Raw genomic sequence first — 17,883 nt, 5'->3', positions numbered from 1 at the left:
TTAAACCAGTCAGGTCTTTTTTTTGCTTAATAGATATATAATCTATATTTGCACCTTCAAAAAAATATAGAAATGATAGATACATTGGAACAAGGTTTTTTTGGAATTGGTATTCAGAATGGGAAAACACCTGAGAATTTAGGTGTGCTTTGGCGTTCAGCTCAGAATATGGGAGCCAGCTTTATATTTACAGTTGGGAAACGCTACGCTAAACAAGCCTGCGATACGCATAAGGCGGTAGGCGCGATGCCTTATTTTCATTACGACAATTTTGACGATTTCTATAAGCACCTACCTAAAGGTGCTATTCTTGTTGGTGTAGAATTGGATGAGAAAGCAGTTGCTTTGGAGGAGTTCCAACATCCGCGACGTTGTGTTTATTTATTGGGTGCCGAAGATAATGGTTTAACAAAAAATGCCATTGAGAAGTCACATCATTTGGTGAAATTTGATACACGATTAAGTGTAAATGTTTCAGTAGCCGGAAGTATTATCATGTATGATAGAAACTTAAAAATGAAATATTCTTAAGGTGAAAAACAATGCCTTTTTTTCTTCAAGAGCTTCCCATCGATAGTGAATACGAAGCTCTTGGATTGCATTATTAACTATTTGCTCTTATTGAAAACAAAAAATATCAAGGATTAAAAAAATTAGATTTTTTTTCAGGAATTATAGGTAAATATTCCGTCTGCACATTACTCATAGAACGAAACAGGTTGGTTCTTATACGAGAATCATCACCAGCAACGCGCTCAACAAGGCCTGCAGTTTCCTTTCGTTTAGTTACATCTTCATGTGGACATGCCTCCTTTTCTAGAACAAACTGCCTGATTCGACTATATTCACGCATCTCAGCATCCTTTAAGAGTATCAGCGGTCGAATTAAAACAATATTACCGGAACATACTCAATTTTGCAGGCATACTACACACTGCTCCTTGATACATCATATTCATTAGAAGTGTTTCAATAGCATCGTCCATATGATGACCTAGAGCAAGTTTGTTGCATTTAAACTCGTCAGTCATTTTGAAAAGCGTTGTTCTCCTATGCCACGAACAGCGAAAACATGCAGGCTTTTTGCTTGGACGGTCAAAATCAACATTTATATCTCGATAAACTATTTGTACATCCAAGCGTTCACAAAATTCATTTAAAAAATCGCGATCAACCTCGTATGGTAATTCTAATACATTGATATGAACAGCAATCACCTCAAAATTTTGCTTTTTGTATTTGCGTCTTAATGCCAACAATTCAAGCAAGGCCAAAGAATCCTTTCCTCCTGATACCCCAACCATAATGCGATCACCTTCTTCAATCAAGTCAAAATCACTTATAGCTTTTCCCATTCGCTTAGCTACTTTTCTAAGAAAATAAGCTTCTTTCTTCTCTTCTTCTGTTTTAGGCTTTTTCAATTTATCAATTTTCTTTTTCCTTTAAAATGCCAAAAGTAGAAGAATCTTCTCTTACTCACGATTTTTCTAACAATTTAAAATCAGTTAGAATAATCTTGTGCAATAATATATGCTAGGACAAAAAAATAGTGAATTTAGACTGTGAGTGTGCCAAAAAGTATTTATTAAATGCATGATGCGCTTACTGAGTGATATAGCGCGAATTTGGAACCTTATTTAACGAAACGAGAAAAAAGACAGGCCCTAAATGCTTGCTTTATATGAAAAAATGCTTTGTTTTGTAGCGTTAAATTAAAAATCAGTATCATGATAAGAAAATATGTGCGCTTGATAATTGCAGGAATTCTATTTTTAGGATCCATCCTTCTTTTTGTTCAGGCCATAATTGGCTATGGAGTATTAGCAGTTTTGGTTTCCGGAATTTTTGTTTTATTTCATTTCAAAAATGAAAAGAATCTAATTGCTTTTTATTTTGTGAGGAAAAATAAGTTTGCAAAAGCAGAAAGAATACTATCTAAAATAAAGCATCCTGAAAATATGATAAAAGGGCAAGAAGCTTACTATTACTATTTGTCAGGTTTAGTTGATGCACAGAGTAATCGAACTTCGCAAGGGGAGAAGAACTTTAAAAAAGCCTTAGAAATAGGACTACGAGTATCAACCGATCAGGCTGTAGCTCGACTGAATTTATCTGGGATTTGTCTTTCGAAACGTAACAAGAAGTTGGCTAAGTACCATTTACAAGAGTGTAAAAAGCTAGATAAACACAAAGCATTAACGGCTCAAATTAGAGAAATTGAAGGTATGATGAAACGCATCTAATTTTTGTCTTAACATTAATTACCAAGCCGTCTAATTGGCTTTTACGATATTTAAACCTGATAAGTATTACAACTTATCAGGTTTTATTAAATAAGTTAACATGCATTTAGCATTTTTTTGTCTGTTAGGAGGTGCTTTGCGATATCTGTTTCAAGTAGCGCGAAGTATAATCAAGGGAACAGAAAAGCCTTCGTATCCTCATACATGCAAACATCCGGGTAACGCTTGGTTAGGCTTAATTGTTATATTCCCCTTATTATTACTGATTTTTTTAATTACGAATTGGTAACGTGTCGAAGAAGAACGAGACGCTAAAACTTCGTACTGTTAAAGCCTATTGTAAATCTAAAATACCTTAGTCAAGAGAATATCAAAAATAAGAACCGAACCTCCAGGAATTGATCCATAGTCGGTTTTACCATAGGCCAAATGAGAAGGAATGATTAAAATTCCCTCACCACCTTCTTTAAAATATTGAATTCCTTCTTTCCAGCCCTCAATAACAACAGATAGATTAATCTCCAAGCTTTCACTTTGATCGAAAATAGTGCCGTTGGTTAAATAGCCAATATAACTAATCGTTATATTCGAATCGCAAGTAGGGCGAGCTCCTTCACCTTCATTAGCTATTACGTAATATAAACCAGTGTCACTTTTTTTTGCGTCAAGCTTATTTTTAGCAATATAGGCTTTGATTTCTTCTTCGTTTGTATTTTTGAAATTGGATTTTGTCATTTATAAAGTTTTTGTTCACATTACTGATTTTCCGAAGTCTTAAATGATTTTTGTAAATCATCCTGAAGTTTAGAAATCTCACTAATAATTTGTTTTAAGGTGTTCTTATCAAGATCTGTTAAGTTCTTTAGCATTATCGTATTATCAGGCAGATCGTTATCTAAAAGTAAATCAACCTGCCATTTAATACGTAAATGCATTAAAAAATTGTACATGTTCTCAATTTCTTCACCCATTTTTTCAGATATCACGCCAAGTGCCATTAACTTATTTAGGCGCAAAAGACTGTTTGTTTCTTGTACCGAATGATAAAGAGCATTAATTCTTAAATATCCAATGATTGGCAATAGGAATTTCTTTAAATCAACTTGTTTCTTTTCAAAAACTGGCTTTCTTTTAATAATTGGTTTTGCCAATTGATTAAAAAAGGTAAGATTGTCTTTTGAAATCGTATATATATGATCAAATAGTTGGGTAACAAGCGTGTTACTGCCGTAGACTAATCGCAAATCGAAAAAGATAGAACTATCCAAAACATTAGGAGTATCTGGATTGTCAATCCAATTTGAAAAATAATCTTTCCAAATAGATAAAGAATTGCACCATTCTGGATTTCCTGCCATTAAATCTCCTTTACACCTGGAATAACCAATTTCATGAAGATTTTCATTAACAATTTCCGATAAGCGTAAGAAATATTCCTTATTGCTATCATTTTGATCTTTAAAGATAATCGCATTATCTTGATCTGTCTTAAGTGTTTGTTCTCCACGACCTTCACTTCCCATGGCAACAAAAGCAAAATCGCAAGGAGCTTCTCCAACCTCCTTTATAGCCAATTCAATAACTCTCATGTTTATAGCATCGGCTATAGACGTAATAATTCTTGATATGCTGTTAATATTATCTGTACTTGTAAATACAGCTTGTATAAGGATTGGTACTGTGTTATAAATCCGCTTTAAATCTTTAATTACAAAGCATTCATTTATTTCTTGTATTAAATAGGTAAGAGAATTTCGTTGCATTTCAAGACATTGCTGATGATTTATATTGCCAATTATTTGCTTGTAATTGTTCTCAATCAATAAATGCGATATATTCTCTTGTTTAAATAGTAAAAGTGCTTCGTATAAAAGGGCATCCTGATTTATTTTTTTTACAGGAGAAGTCATAACATTGTAAATGGGCATGTTCTCAGATTCTTCAAGAGCAAGAGCTCTGCTTCGTAAATCCGTATCGGTAACAACGCCTACAATATCTTCATTTTCTGTAACACAAATTAATTTAGATCGTTTGTCTGTCATTGTTTTGGCCGCATCCTTTACTTTATCGTTTAAACGACAGCTTATATTTTTATTAACAAGATTAAGAACTGGTTGATTCATTAATTGCAAAGATAGTTGTATGTCATCAGAGAGTTTTTGAGCATCTAAACGCAAGCGTTTTTGTTCTGTTACGTTTCTAACAACTAGAATATAGCCAATTTCGCCTGAATGTGTAATTTGACTAAGAGAAACAACCACATTTTGCAAGCCAGCTTTAGCTTCGATTAGTTTGGTTTCAAAAGTAGAGGTGCTTTTTGGATTATCGATTTTAGAAAGTAAATCATTCCAACTTATTTCAAACAAACTAGAGAAGTCCAAACCTATTATTTCTTTCTCTTCATTATTTAAAAGGCTAATGAAACGATTGTTTGCAAATACTACTTTCTCGTTTATTAGCATCAAAGTTCCTTCTGTTGAAGCATCAACTAGGCTTTTGTATTTTTGGATGGACAATTTTAATTTTTCCTCGGCCTTAATTCGTTTTTCTTCTATTGTTTTGCTTTGTCGCAGTACGTAAAACAATATCATTACAATGAGCAGTACAATTATGAAAGACACTTGCAGTAAATGCTTTTTTAGCTGCTTAATTTCTAATGCTACATCTTGTAAATAAATTCCAGTACCAATAACCCAATTCCATTCTTGAAATCCTTTCACATAAGATAGTTTGGGTACAACTTTAGAGGCATCATCTTTCCACTGCCAGTAATACTCTATATTTCCTTCTCCTTTTTCATTTACCAATTGAGCTGCATCAACAAATAGTTTATTTTCATGATTATCGGAGAAGTTAGACAAATCACTTCCATTTAAATCGGGACGGTACGGGTGCATGATCATTTTTGGACTTATTGTAATAATCCAGAAATAATCCTTCTGTTCATTGCCATACCTCATTTTACCCACTTGTTCGGCTGCTCTTTTCTGCGCTTCTGTAAGAGATAATGATCCTTTTTTGTACTCATCATTGTATTCTGCAAGAACACTCCATGCAGTATTGGTAAGCTCCAGTATCATTTCCTTCTTACGATCCATTATGCTCCGTTCAAAGGAAGGAATAATAATGAGATAGAATGACACAATAAACATGGTGATGGCCAATATGGTAGGAGCTACGATACTATAAATAAACTTACTTGCTTTTCGATCCATCATACCATTTTATTCTATTGTTATTAATTGAAAGTGGAAGATACTAAGTTCTAATAAAATTGAATCTTAAACTTAATAAAAATAATTAATTCGTTTTTTTCTTATTAGAATAAGTTCTTTGTTTTTTACACTCATAAGGTCAATTTATAAATTACTTATGGTATATCTCGTTCGTTTTCTTGTTGAGATGAAATTTGTTATCAAAGCAAAAATTAAGTCTTATAGATATTTTATTAATACTCCAGACACTGCAACTATTATGGAATAAATTTATGCTCATTTATAAAGTTTATATGTATTTGTTATAATTAATAAGTTTATCCCTTAGTTTAATGAATTTTACCCCCTATTATCACATTAAAATTCCTATCCGTAATCGTTTGTTTTTTGTAATATGCAGTACCAAATATCTACTAAAACTATGAAAAAACTTTCCTTAATAATTCTAGTGTTTTTACATGTAAGCATAGTTAATGCCCAAGAGTATATTTTTGATAAAATTACCACACAAAATGGCTTGTCACAAAACGATGTAAACTGTATTTTTCAAGATCATAATGGTTTTTTGTGGATTGGAACTAATGATGGATTAAACCGATACGATGGCTATTCATTTCGTACTTTTCGCATTGATAAAAAGAATAAGCCAGGTGAAGGTTTATCAAGTAACTTGATTTATAAGGTAAAAGAGGATAAGAGTGGAAAGTTATGGATTGGAACATCGAACGAAGGAGTTTGTGTTTTTGATGTAGGTAAGGAACTTTTTACTCAAATTAAAAATACAGCACAGAACCCAATTAAATTAGCAGATAATAGGGTTTTGGATATTGAATGTATGGATAATGGTAAAGTTTGGGTAGCCACAGATAAAGGTGTTACAATTATATCTGAAGTAGATGGAAGTTATGAAACCACTAATTTAATTACTGTAGCTAACACACCTTTAGTTTCAAGGGGTTGTAATGTAGTTACAGAGGATGCACAAGGCAGAAAGTGGTTAGGTTTTTATAAGGGCTTGGTTATTTGTAAAGAAGAAGAAAACCATATGAAAACCATAAAGGTTAAGGAATTTGATGGTTATAATATAAGAAGCATTGTACCTGTTGATAATGGTTTTATTATCGGTACAGGAGAAGGGTTATTCTTTTTACAAGAAAATTTCAATAATGACAGGGAGAATAAAGTTGTTCAAATAAATGATAATCCTACCACCTCAATTTATTTAGATGAACATCAAAATCTTTATGTCGCGGGTCACCTTGAGCTCTTAATTTATACTTGCAATTTTCAAAAACAAGAATTTGAGTTAACGAAACGATTAACAAAAGGAATTTCCAAATTTGATTTAAACAGTAATCTAATCATGTGTATTTATGGAGACTCTGCTGGTATTACTTGGATAGGAACTTGTGGAGGAGGTCTAAATAAATACAATCCCAAAAGAAAAAAAATCAGCCATTACAAGACTACAGGTATGCCGGGAGGTTTGTCATCTAATAAAATTAGAGCTGTTTTTGAAGATAGCAAGCAAAATATTTGGTTTGGAACAGAGGGTGGAGGTCTTGATTATTTGCCTGCTTCTCAAAATAGAAACTTTGTATCTGGTTTCAAGAATTACTTTAATGATGGTTATCGGATTGAGAATCGATTTTATTCAGTTTTAGAGACTAAAAAGGCAAATGGTCAAAATGAAATTTGGGCAGGAGCCGCCTTCCCTCAGGTATTGGTTAGATTTGACATTAATGGCAAGCATTATTCTATTGAAGATGATCAGATTCCAGGCTTTAAAGCTTCGGTTTTTACAATGCTTAAAGATCATGATGGCAATATATGGATAGGTACATATGGTAGAATAGGTTTGTTTAGATATACAAGAGAAGGGAAGGAGAGTCACCTAATAAATTATCGGGCAAAGGGGGAAGTGGGCAATATATCTTCAAATATTGTTCGAAGTTTATTGCAAGATAAGCAAGGGAATGTTTGGGTTGGAACTGACGCTGGTCTAAATTTCCTTGCTGCAAACGAAATCAATAAAAAGAATCCAAATTTTAAGGTTTTTAAAAATATTTCAGGAGATACTACATCCTTAAGTAATGACTATATATTACCACTTTTTCAAGCTGAAAATGGCGATATATGGGCTGGTACTATGGGAGGAGGGCTCAATAAAATAAATTACAATGAAAATATTGATTCCATTACATTTACGACATATGATACATCAAATGGTTTTCCAAATGATGTGATTAAAGGAATTTTAGAAGATAAAAATGGCTGTTTATGGATTTCATCGAATAAGGGCTTAACACGTTTTAATCCTGAAACTAATGAGATCATGAATTATGACATTAGTGATGGTTTGCAAGATAATGAGTTTGGAGAATTAGCTTGCTGCAAATTAAGCGATGGAATGATGATTTTTGGAGGTGTTAATGGATTCAATACTTTTTATCCAGAACAAATTAGTGAAGATAAGTTACCTCCCAAAGTTGCTTTCACTGATTTGCAAGTATTAAACAAATCTGTAAAAGTTGGTAACCAAGTTGGTAGTAGAATTCTGTTAAGTGAGGTAATTAATCAAACAAATAGTATTCGACTTAATGCTTCGGAAAATAGTTTTGCAATTTATTTTTCCGCCTTACATTTCTCAGCACCCCAAAAAAACAAGTATAAATACATGCTGGAAGGTTTTGATAATGATTGGATTGTAAAGGGATCCGATGAGCGATTCGCAAAATATACTAGTCTTGATCCTGGTAAATATGTGTTCAAACTATACGCATCAAACAATGATGGTGTTTGGTGTAGAGAATCTAAACAGTTGGAAATAATAGTAATACCACCATGGTGGCAAAGTAATTTCGCCCTTTTTGTTTATGTCTTACTATTCATGGTTATGTTATGGTTTTTTCAACGATACTCTTTAATTCGAAGTAAGCAGAAGAATGATCTTATTATGGAACACTTCGAAAAAGAGAAAATTGAAGAATTAAATCAAATGAAATTTAGATTTTTCACTAATATCTCACATGAGTTTAGAACCCCTTTATCTTTGATTATTGGATCGGTTCAAAAATTACTTCGAAATGAAGTAGAACTATCGGCTAGGGCCAAAAGTAAGTGTTTAGCTATAGAACGTAATTCGTCTATTATGCTTCGCCTAATAAATCAATTGATGGATTTTAGGAAAATGGAACAGGATAAAATGAAGTTATCAGTAAGGCTTGTGAATATAATAAAGCTCTTGAAAGATATTTATTCTTCGTTTCAAGAAATGGCTTCCAATAAAAATATTCAGTTCAACTTAGTAGTTAATGAGGAGGAATTGAATGTTTGGGTTGATACTGATAAGATTGAGAAAATTGTGTTCAACTTGCTTTCTAATGCGTTTAAATTTACCAAGGATGGAGGTCACATTGAACTTGCTTTGGTAATAGATGAAGATAGATTAACAATTAAGGTAAAGGATAATGGAATGGGTATTCCAAAGCAAATGCAAGAGCATATTTTCGAACGATTTTATCAGGGAACGAAGTTAGTGCAGCCTTCTTACAATGGAACAGGGATTGGCTTGTCTTATTCCAAAGGATTAGCTGAATTGCATGGTGGAGAACTTCGTTTTGAAAGTGCTGAGGGATTGGGAAGTTGTTTTGAATTAGAGTTGCAAAGAGGAAAAGAACACTATGATTCTTCTGATATTACCAAGGAACAGCATCGTATTAGTGAACCTTTAATTAAAGAGAATGCACAGTTTGAAATGATTCAACGAGAACTTGCTAGCCCTGAAAAGGATTCTGAACCTAAGGCTAATAAAAAGACTCTTCTAATTGTTGAAGATAATGTTGAACTACTGGAGTTTTTAGCTGATAATTTTAGTGAGTACTATAATATATATCAAGCTCAAAATGGAGTAGAAGCATTAGGATTAGTTGAAAAAAATGAAATTGATATTATAGTTAGTGATGTTTCAATGCCAGTAAAAGATGGTTTTGAATTGTGTCAGGAGGTTAAAACAAATGAACAAATAAGTCATATACCAATTATCTTACTTACTGCGAAAACATCTACAGAAGATTCAGTAAAAGGCTTTCAGTGTGGTGCAGATGCATACGTTTCTAAGCCATTTGACTTATATATTCTCGAAGCACAAATAGCTGCAGTTCTAAAAAATAGAAGTGAACTAAAACAAAGATTTAAGAAAGCCATAGAGATTATTCCTTCAGAAGTAACAACAACATCTGCCGATGAGCGTTTTCTAAGTAAGTTGTTGGCTATTATCGAGGATAATATTTCAAATTATGAATTTACTGTTGAGCAACTTGCTACTTTGTATGGTATGCCACAAGTAAATATTAATAAAAAATTGAAATCTCTAACTGGACAAACTGCAAGTACGTTTATCCGCAATGTTCGACTTAAGCGTGCTTCTCAATTACTAAAAACAGGTAGATACACGGTTGCAGATGTAACATATGAAGTTGGGTTTTCAGATTTAAAATACTTTCGTTCTTGCTTTAAGAAGGAATTCAAGTTGAATCCGTCGGAATATGCAAAGCAAAAAAGTGAGGTTTGAGTATTGTCAATATATTTGTATAGTAATTCGTAAAGGAACCATAATATTTAATCATGGTTCCTTTGTTAATTAGACTATTTAAGTTCAAATTATCTTCATAAATAACTGTGATTTGAAATAGCCAACCCCCTTGGTTTGTAAAAAAACACCCCCTAATTTAAAATGTTTTGTGACTAAGGAAAAGGTGGTTTTCGGAAACGTTTTCTGAAACAAAAAATAGCCTTAAGTATGTATACCCTAAGTTCGTAAAAAAACACCCCCTCCCATAGCAGAGCTGCTCAACTATATTTGTTCGTGAATCAAATAAAATTTTAATTTATGAAAAGAACATTAAATTGTTTAAGCAAAAAGTTGCTCATAACAATAGTAGCTTTTTTAGCATTAGGGGTTTCGGCTTTTGCCCAAAATGTGTCAATTAGCGGTACTGTTATAGATAGTGACGGATTACCTTTACCAGGGGTAAATGTTGTGGAAAAAGGTACTACTAACGGTACAATTACACAGATATCTGGAGAATATTTAATTAATGTACCAGCTGATGGCACATTGGTATTCTCATTTATAGGATATGAGGATCAAGTAGTTCTTGTAAATGGTAAAAAAGTGATTGACATTCAGTTAGAAGAGAGTTCAATTGGACTTGATGAAGTCGTTGCAGTTGGTTATGGTGTAAAAAAGCGTAGCGTTGTTACAGGTTCTATTAGTAGTTTAGATTCTAAAGACATTTTACAATCGAGACCAGCTGATATAAATCAAGCTTTTACAGGACGAGCTGCCGGTGTTGTTGTATCGCAATCTTCTGGACAACCAGGTTCAAGCCCAAAAATAACGATTAGAGGAGTTGGAACAAATGGTAACTCAAATCCATTGTATGTTATTGATGGTTTGCCAATGGACGATATGAATTCGGTAAATCCGAATGATATTGAATCTTTGCAAGTATTAAAAGATGCAACATCTGCTGCAATTTATGGTGCTAGAGCTGCAAATGGGGTAATTTTAATTACTACTAAAAAAGGAAAAAAAGGAGAGACTACTCTTACTTATGATGGATTTTATGGCGTGCAGTCTGCTTTTAATCAGCCTGACTTATTAAATACTGATGAGTATTTAATGTTAATGAAGGAATATTATGCAAACGATGGTACAGCATACCCAGATGCAATGCCAACTCAAAACATGGGAATTGATACGGATTGGTTAGGTGTTATTGCCTCTAGTGCACCGGTTCAGGAGCACAATGTTACTGCAACTATGGGTAGCGAAAAAGGAAGCGTATTGCTATCTCTGGGTTATCGTAACCAAGATGGTATTATTGGAGGGGATTTTGAAAAATCTTTCTTTAAGCGCTACAATGCTAGGATGAATGCAAATCTAGATATCAACGAAAACGTAAGCATTGGTGCTAATATTAATTTCACACATATTGATAAAGGTGCTATTGGAACTGGTACTAATGGTTACAATCCAGTTTATTATGGATTACTAATGGATCCAACAACTCCTGTTTACGGAGATGGATATGTTGCTGCAGATGAAAAAGGTTATGGTACAACAGGTGTTCCATTTACAAGAATGTGGAACCCAATGTCATTTATGGATGTTACAGGAAATGGATTTAATCGCAGTGAGAGAATATATGGAAACACTTATGCAAAAATTACTTTCTTAAAAGATTTTGTTTTGAAAACAGATCTTGCTGCAAACTTCAATAATGGTCGTAGTAGAAGTTTTAGTCCAATATATTATCATAATGTATCTAATTATTCGGATGTTAATAAGGTGACTCAAAACTCAGATAGATCTACTTTTTGGCAATGGGAGAATACTTTAACTTACACAAAAAAGATAGGAGATCATCACATTACTGCCTTAGTAGGTACATCTGCTTCTCAAAATACTTATGAAAGATTAGGTGGCTCAAGAGTTGGATATCCTGCAGAAGCGGATACTAATGATAATTTTTGGTGGCTTAATTCAGGTAATATTGAAGGTGCTACCAATTATGGTGAAGCAAATCCTGTCCATACTATTTCTTCCTATTTTGGTAGATTAAGTTATAACTATCAGGAAAAATATATGGCTGAGTTTGTTATGCGTCGAGATGGTAGTTCTAATTTCGGACCAAAGGATAGGTATGCTGTTTTTCCAGGAGTTAGTTTTGGTTGGAATGTTTCAAACGAAGATTTTTGGAATATTGAGAATTTTGATAAGTTAAAGTTTCGTGCGAGTTGGGGGCAGAATGGAAATGAGGCAATTAGTCCATTTTCTTACACTTCAACAATTGCTAATGATCGAAATTACACACTTGGTAATGGATCCGTAATTACAGGTTCATCTCCATCCAACTTAGTAAATCCTAATGTTAGATGGGAAACAAGTGAGCAATTAAATATTGGTGCCGATATGGTTTTTTACAATGGCAAATTAAGAGTTAGTATGGATTATTATACTAAAACGACTCAAGATTTATTATTTAAACGTACTGTTGAGGCAGTTAGAGGTAATTCAGCACCATATTACAATGCAGGTGAGATTAAAAACTCTGGCCTTGAATTCCAAATCGGATACAACTTTAAAGTTGGGGAAGTTGATTTTGCAGTAAATGCTAATGCTTCTTATTTGAAAAATGAAGTTACTAAAGTTGGTAATGATAATGGTTACGAGGAAGGTGGATATTGGAAAGGATCAACTAATGTTACCCGTATGGAAGAAGGAAAAGCGATTGGTTATTTCTACGGATATAAGATTGATGGAATTTTCCAGAATCAAGCAGATATCAACAGTGCAATGTATCCAAATGCACAGCCTGGTGATTTTAAATGGCATGATACTAATGGAGATGGAGAAATTACACCAGATGATAGAACTGATATTGGAAACCCATGGCCTAAATGGACTTATGGGATGACTATTAATGCGAAATGGAATGGTCTAGATTTTAGTATGATGATGCACGGTAAAGCAGATGTTGATATTTGGATGGCACAATATAGAGATGAAGCTTACGGACGTGCTAATTTACCATCATTTTGGTTGGATAGATGGCAACAAGCTGGAGATAACAATGGCGTGCCAAGATTAAGCATTACAGATGCTAATGATAACGTAAGAAAAGCTTCTGAATTCCATGTTAGAGATGCTTCATTTTTTAAGATTGGTACTATTGAATTAGGTTATACTTTACCTGAAAGATGGACTAAGGCTGTGAATTTATCAAGAGTAAGAATCTATACTGCTGCCGATAATGTTGCTGTTTTTACAAAATATCCAATGTTTGATCCTGAAGTAGGTGCTATGGAAGGAAATATCCTAAATACAGGTTTAGATTATTCTATGTATCCACAGGCTAGAACAATCAGGTTTGGTCTTAACGTAGGTTTCTAATATTTAATATGATTAAAAATAAATTTAAACTTATGAAAAAAATAAAATATATATTCATTCTTGCGGTCTTAATAGTGGCGGCTTCATGTTCTGATTCATTCCTGGATACAGATCCTGTGAACAAATCCACAGAGGATAAGTTCTACCAAACAGATGCACAGATGTTTGCAGCTCTTATAGCAGCTTATGATCCATTGCAATGGGGAGGGATAGCTGCTTCATGTGTTCCTTTTAGCGAAATTCGTTCTGATAATATGAAAACTGGTGGAGGTGGAGAAGGTGATCAGCCGGATGTGCAGGCACTGGAGACATACACAAATAATTCAGTGAATTCCGCTTCAGATGGTATCTGGAAAAAAAATTATACGGGTATTTATCGTGCTAACTTGGTAATCAATTCAGAGTTTGAGAGTACTGTTGCTGATATTTATAAAGCAGAAGCAAAATTTTTAAGAGCTTGGTATCATTTTGATATTTTAAGAACTTATGGACCATGTCCGGTAATTACAGAAACTCTTTTTCCTGAAGGCCAGGAATTTGTAAGAGAAGATCGTACTGTGGTGAATGATTTGATCATTAGCGATTTGAAAGCTGCTATTCCGATGTTAGAAGTTAAGCATGATGCTGCTAATCTTGGTCGTATTACTCAAGCTGCAGCTCAAGCATTATTGGGTAAGGTTTTACTTTATAAAGCAGACTGGAATAATGATGATAAAGCAACTTTTGATGAAGCTGCAACTTATCTGCAGAAAGTTATTGATAATCCAAACTATTCTCTTTTTACTGATTATACACTATTATTTGCAGCTAATGCTGAAAATAACTCTGAGTCTATTTTCGAAATTCAACGCACAACAAAAGGTGGTAAAAGCAATTGGAGTAATGTAGATGAAACAACAGAAGGAAACTTCTGGGCACAGTTTTGTGGCCCTCGAGGATATCCAGGAAATGATCAAATAGATGGCGGATGGGGATTTTTACTTCCTCAAAGTGATTTGATGGATTATTATTTAGCTGATGATATTGCTAGAAAAACTGCTGTTGCTTGGACTTACGATGAATTAGTGACTGATTATAATGCTGATAAGCCTGCTGAAGATCATGTTGAATGGGCAATTGGTCAATATAATCAGTTGGATTTTGAAGGATATGCACAAAAGAAATATTCATTATGGAAAGCTTATGATTATGTAGGAGGTTTAGCTCTTAATCGTCCGGGTAGTGAGCGTATTATACGCTTGTCTGATGTTTATTTGATGTTGGCAGAATGTAATCTAAGAGGAACAGTAAATGAAGCAAAAGCAAAAATGCTTATCAATGAAGTTCGAAAGAATCACGTTTACGGTGGTTCTACTACTTTTGATGGTGTAGATGAATTAATTGCTACATATCCTTCTAGATTTTCAACAACTCTTGATGTACTTTGGTATGAAAGACGGGTTGAATTAGCAGGAGAAGGCGATAGATGGTACGATTTAGTGAGAAGTGGAAGAGCTCCAAGCGTAATGGGAGCTATTTATTCTGGTGTTGATTGGAGCAAGCATATTTATATGCCTATTGGACTTACAGAGCAAGGTAATTCTGGAAATACTTTAACTGAATATCCAAGCGAAGCATTGCCACATTAATATAGAAAATGTAACTGAACAAGAATAAAGCTTAAGTAACAGTTGTATTCTTTTAACCTTTACATTTCCTTACTTGAGAATTAAAAAGAAGAAGCCAAACCACAATTTTGGGTTTGGCTTCTTTTCAAATAATCTGTTAATAAGCAGATATAAGAAGCGACCAATACTTTTAGTAATGAGAAAAATAACTTTATTCTTAAGCTTAGCAGTCTTTCTAATAACGGCATGCTCCGAAAGCAATAAGAAAACAGAAAAATACACCGCAAATTGGGAATCCCTGCAAAAGTATGAGATCCCATCTTGGTTTGAGGATGCCAAATTTGGAATATTTATCCATTGGGGACCGTATTCAGTTCCAGCATATGACAATGAGTGGTATCCACGACACATGTATCAGGATTCGATGCTATGGCATCAAACAGATCCTAGCTTGTCGGAAAAAGGAACCCATAAAGTATATACACATCACAAGGAAACCTATGGACATCCATCTATTTTTGGTTATAAAGATTTTATTCCAATGTTTAAAGCCGAAAAATTCGATGCAAACCAATGGTTAGATTTATTTAAAAAAGCAGGAGCAAAGTATGTTGTTCCAGTTGCAGAACATCACGATGGTTTTGCGATGTACAATTCTCATGTTACTCGTTGGAATGCTGCCGTAATGGGGCCAAAACGAGATATTGTACAGGAGATTAAAGAAGCTTCTAAAAAAGCAGGTTTAAAATTCGGTGTTTCTTCACATTTTGCCTTTAACTGGGATTACTATAATCACGAAGCTCGTTTTGATACTGGAAATCCAGAATTGGCAGATCTTTACGGACCATCGCATGCTCGGTATGCTCCGGTAAGCGAGAATTTTATGAATCTTTGGTGGAAACGAACTACCGATATAATTGATTCATATAATCCTGATATTTTATGGTTTGATTTTTATTGGGATCGACCAGAGTTTGCTTCCTATCATTCCAAATTAGCTGCCTATTATTACAATATGGGAATCGATGAAAAGAAAGGCGTAGTATTGCAAAGTAAAAATATGGGATATGAATCTTTTCCTAAAGGAACTAATGTATTGGATATTGAACGTGGGAAACTATCGGATATTCAGGACGAAGCATGGCAGACAGATACTTCAATTGGAAAGAACTCTTGGTGTCATATCAACAAATGGGATAGCAAAACTTCTAATTCTTTAATTGATGATTTAATTGATATTGTGAGTAAGAATGGAACAATGTTATTGAATGTTGGGCCTAAAGCTGACGGAACAATTCCTCAAGATCAACAAGATGTACTTTTGGAAATGGGTGATTGGTTAGCCATAAATGGAGAGGCTGTTTACAATACACGACCTTGGAAGATTTTTGGTGAAGGACCAACCAAAGCTAGTGAAGGTCATCACTCAGAAGGAAATAATGAAGCTTTAACTTCAGAGGATATCAGATTTACTACAATGGATGATGTTTTGTATGCAACGGCTCTTGGTTATTCTGAAAACGGAACATTCTTAATCAAATCCTTGGCAAACAATAATCCACATGAATCTCGTGCTGTAAAATCGGTTGAGTTTATTAGTGCAAATAATAAAATTGACTGGAAACAAACTGCTGAAGGTTTGCAAATTAATGTGGCAGGAGAGAAACAAAGTGAAGCTGCCTATGTTTTTAAAGTAAAGTTTTAAGAATAAATTGAAATTTCTCTAGCTTGAATACTGGAAACTTCCTCTTAAATTCAAATTAAAACGGATGAAAATTAATACAAAACTGCTATTGCTACTTATTTCAATCGTGTTAGCAGAAAATATGGTAGTTGCGCAGTCCTGGGAATATAATAATAATAACCGTGTAGCTGCAAGCTTTGATGGCAATAGCGCGCCCGACAATCAATACAAGTGGCCAACGGGCGATCCCGATGATTGGGGAGCGCTTGTAGCTTCATGCGGAATAATGGCAAAATTGGGTTTACAAGAAAACTTGGTGCATTGCTCCTATAATAACTTCATTGATGCTCCAGCCGGACCTGACAATGAAAATCAGTTAAAAATAAGTGCTGATGGTGTTGTTGACCGTTGGGGATTCAACAAAGACAACTTCTTTGATGTAACTAAACAACTGAAAGAGTCAAAATTACATTTGGCTAAGGAAATTGGGAAATCCACCGCTTCAGATCCCTTGTATTTTATGCATGCCGGACTTTCAGAGTTTCTATATCAGGTGGTCGAAGAAGTTATAAAACAGGGAAATATTGAAGCCTTAAACCATGTTTATTTATTGTCGCATAGTAAGTTTAATGAAAATGAGATACGACGTGATTACCACCGAACTTGGGGTGATGTACAAAACCTTTGTGGCAAGCGTATTAAGTATAAGAAAATTAAGGATCAAAATGATAAAGATAATCCTAATAATTTATGGCATTCGAAAGAAGACTTTTCGGTTTGGTATTGGATGAGAGATCATAAAGATCCTAATATTCGTTGGATGTACACGAGGGCGAAGGCACATAGCGGAGGAGATGCTGATATTTCAGATTGCGGTTTATTTTATTATCTATTAGTAGGTGATGATAATGGATCTCCTTCAAAATTCCGAGATTTTATTGGTGATGGAATTAAGTGATATTAACAAGTGGACAATTGGGCTCAAAAAGAAATTGTTGGTGCATATCAGTATAAAGATAATATCTTACTAAAAGATCACCTATTGAGATTTTTCAAAATCAATAAGGACAAGGGTATATTTGTAGTTTTGAGTGGCCAATTAGAGGAGATAGTGTAAATGAATTGTACTGGGATTAGATAATAGATTAGTTAGTGTTAAGGGATGTTTCAAGTA

11 protein-coding genes are annotated in these 17,883 nt (G+C 34.0%); 7 read left to right on the top strand and 4 right to left on the bottom strand.

Translation table 11 applies throughout. The features are described 5' to 3' along the window. Positions 1-72 precede the first annotated feature (72 nt). Positions 73-531 carry an RNA methyltransferase gene (locus L3049_RS02095; protein ID WP_275108122.1) on the top strand — a complete coding sequence of 153 codons (459 nt, stop codon included), beginning with the start codon at positions 73-75 and terminating at the stop codon, positions 529-531. 106 nt (positions 532-637) lie between these two features. On the opposite strand, the gene L3049_RS02090 is transcribed toward L3049_RS02095, so the two are convergent. Together L3049_RS02090 and L3049_RS02085 are read right to left on the bottom strand one after the other, a co-directional pair. Further along, positions 638-853, bottom strand: a complete 216-nt coding sequence (locus L3049_RS02090; protein ID WP_275108121.1) for a hypothetical protein — start codon at positions 851-853, stop codon at positions 638-640. Between the two features lie 43 nt (positions 854-896). Next, the gene (locus L3049_RS02085; RefSeq protein WP_275108120.1) at positions 897-1,421 is read right to left on the bottom strand and encodes a PP-loop family protein; all 525 of its coding nucleotides are present in this window, start codon (positions 1,419-1,421) and stop codon (positions 897-899) included. 306 nt (positions 1,422-1,727) lie between these two features. On the opposite strand from L3049_RS02085, the gene L3049_RS02080 reads away from it, so the two are divergent. After that, the gene (locus tag L3049_RS02080; RefSeq protein ID WP_275108119.1) at positions 1,728-2,243 is read left to right on the top strand and encodes a hypothetical protein; all 516 of its coding nucleotides are present in this window, start codon (positions 1,728-1,730) and stop codon (positions 2,241-2,243) included. Between the two features lie 345 nt (positions 2,244-2,588). Here the strand turns inward: L3049_RS02080 and L3049_RS02075 are convergent, their stop codons facing one another. After that, on the bottom strand, positions 2,589-2,978 hold the full coding sequence (locus tag L3049_RS02075) for an FKBP-type peptidyl-prolyl cis-trans isomerase (protein WP_275108118.1): 390 nt from the start codon (positions 2,976-2,978) through the stop codon (positions 2,589-2,591). Positions 2,979-2,998: 20 nt separating this feature from the next. Continuing rightward, positions 2,999-5,461: a DUF294 nucleotidyltransferase-like domain-containing protein gene (locus tag L3049_RS02070; protein ID WP_275108117.1), complete on the bottom strand. Its 2,463-nt coding sequence runs from the start codon at positions 5,459-5,461 to the stop codon at positions 2,999-3,001. A 418-nt stretch (positions 5,462-5,879) separates the two neighbouring features. Here L3049_RS02070 and L3049_RS02065 point away from each other — a divergent pair, with 418 nt between their 5' ends. The 5 genes from L3049_RS02065 to L3049_RS02045 all read left to right on the top strand — a co-directional run bounded on the left by L3049_RS02065 (position 5,880) and on the right by L3049_RS02045 (position 17,667). Beyond that, entirely contained in the window at positions 5,880-10,031 is a 4,152-nt protein-coding gene (locus L3049_RS02065) for a hybrid sensor histidine kinase/response regulator (protein WP_275108116.1), read from the top strand. 318 nt (positions 10,032-10,349) lie between these two features. Next, positions 10,350-13,418, top strand: a complete 3,069-nt coding sequence (locus L3049_RS02060; RefSeq protein ID WP_275108115.1) for a SusC/RagA family TonB-linked outer membrane protein — start codon at positions 10,350-10,352, stop codon at positions 13,416-13,418. Positions 13,419-13,450: 32 nt separating this feature from the next. After that, positions 13,451-15,046: a RagB/SusD family nutrient uptake outer membrane protein gene (locus L3049_RS02055; RefSeq protein WP_275108114.1), complete on the top strand. Its 1,596-nt coding sequence runs from the start codon at positions 13,451-13,453 to the stop codon at positions 15,044-15,046. Between the two features lie 175 nt (positions 15,047-15,221). Then, positions 15,222-16,730 carry an alpha-L-fucosidase gene (locus L3049_RS02050; RefSeq protein ID WP_275108113.1) on the top strand — a complete coding sequence of 503 codons (1,509 nt, stop codon included), beginning with the start codon at positions 15,222-15,224 and terminating at the stop codon, positions 16,728-16,730. Between the two features lie 64 nt (positions 16,731-16,794). Beyond that, a complete protein-coding gene (locus L3049_RS02045; RefSeq protein WP_275108112.1) occupies positions 16,795-17,667 on the top strand; it encodes a hypothetical protein in 873 nt (290 codons plus the stop codon). The last annotated feature ends 216 nt before the right edge of the window (positions 17,668-17,883 follow it).

The sequence above is a fragment of the Labilibaculum sp. DW002 genome (genome assembly GCF_029029525.1).
GTDB lineage: Bacteria > Bacteroidota > Bacteroidia > Bacteroidales > Marinifilaceae > Paralabilibaculum > Paralabilibaculum antarcticum.
This window is presented reverse-complemented; position numbering and strand designations above follow the sequence as displayed.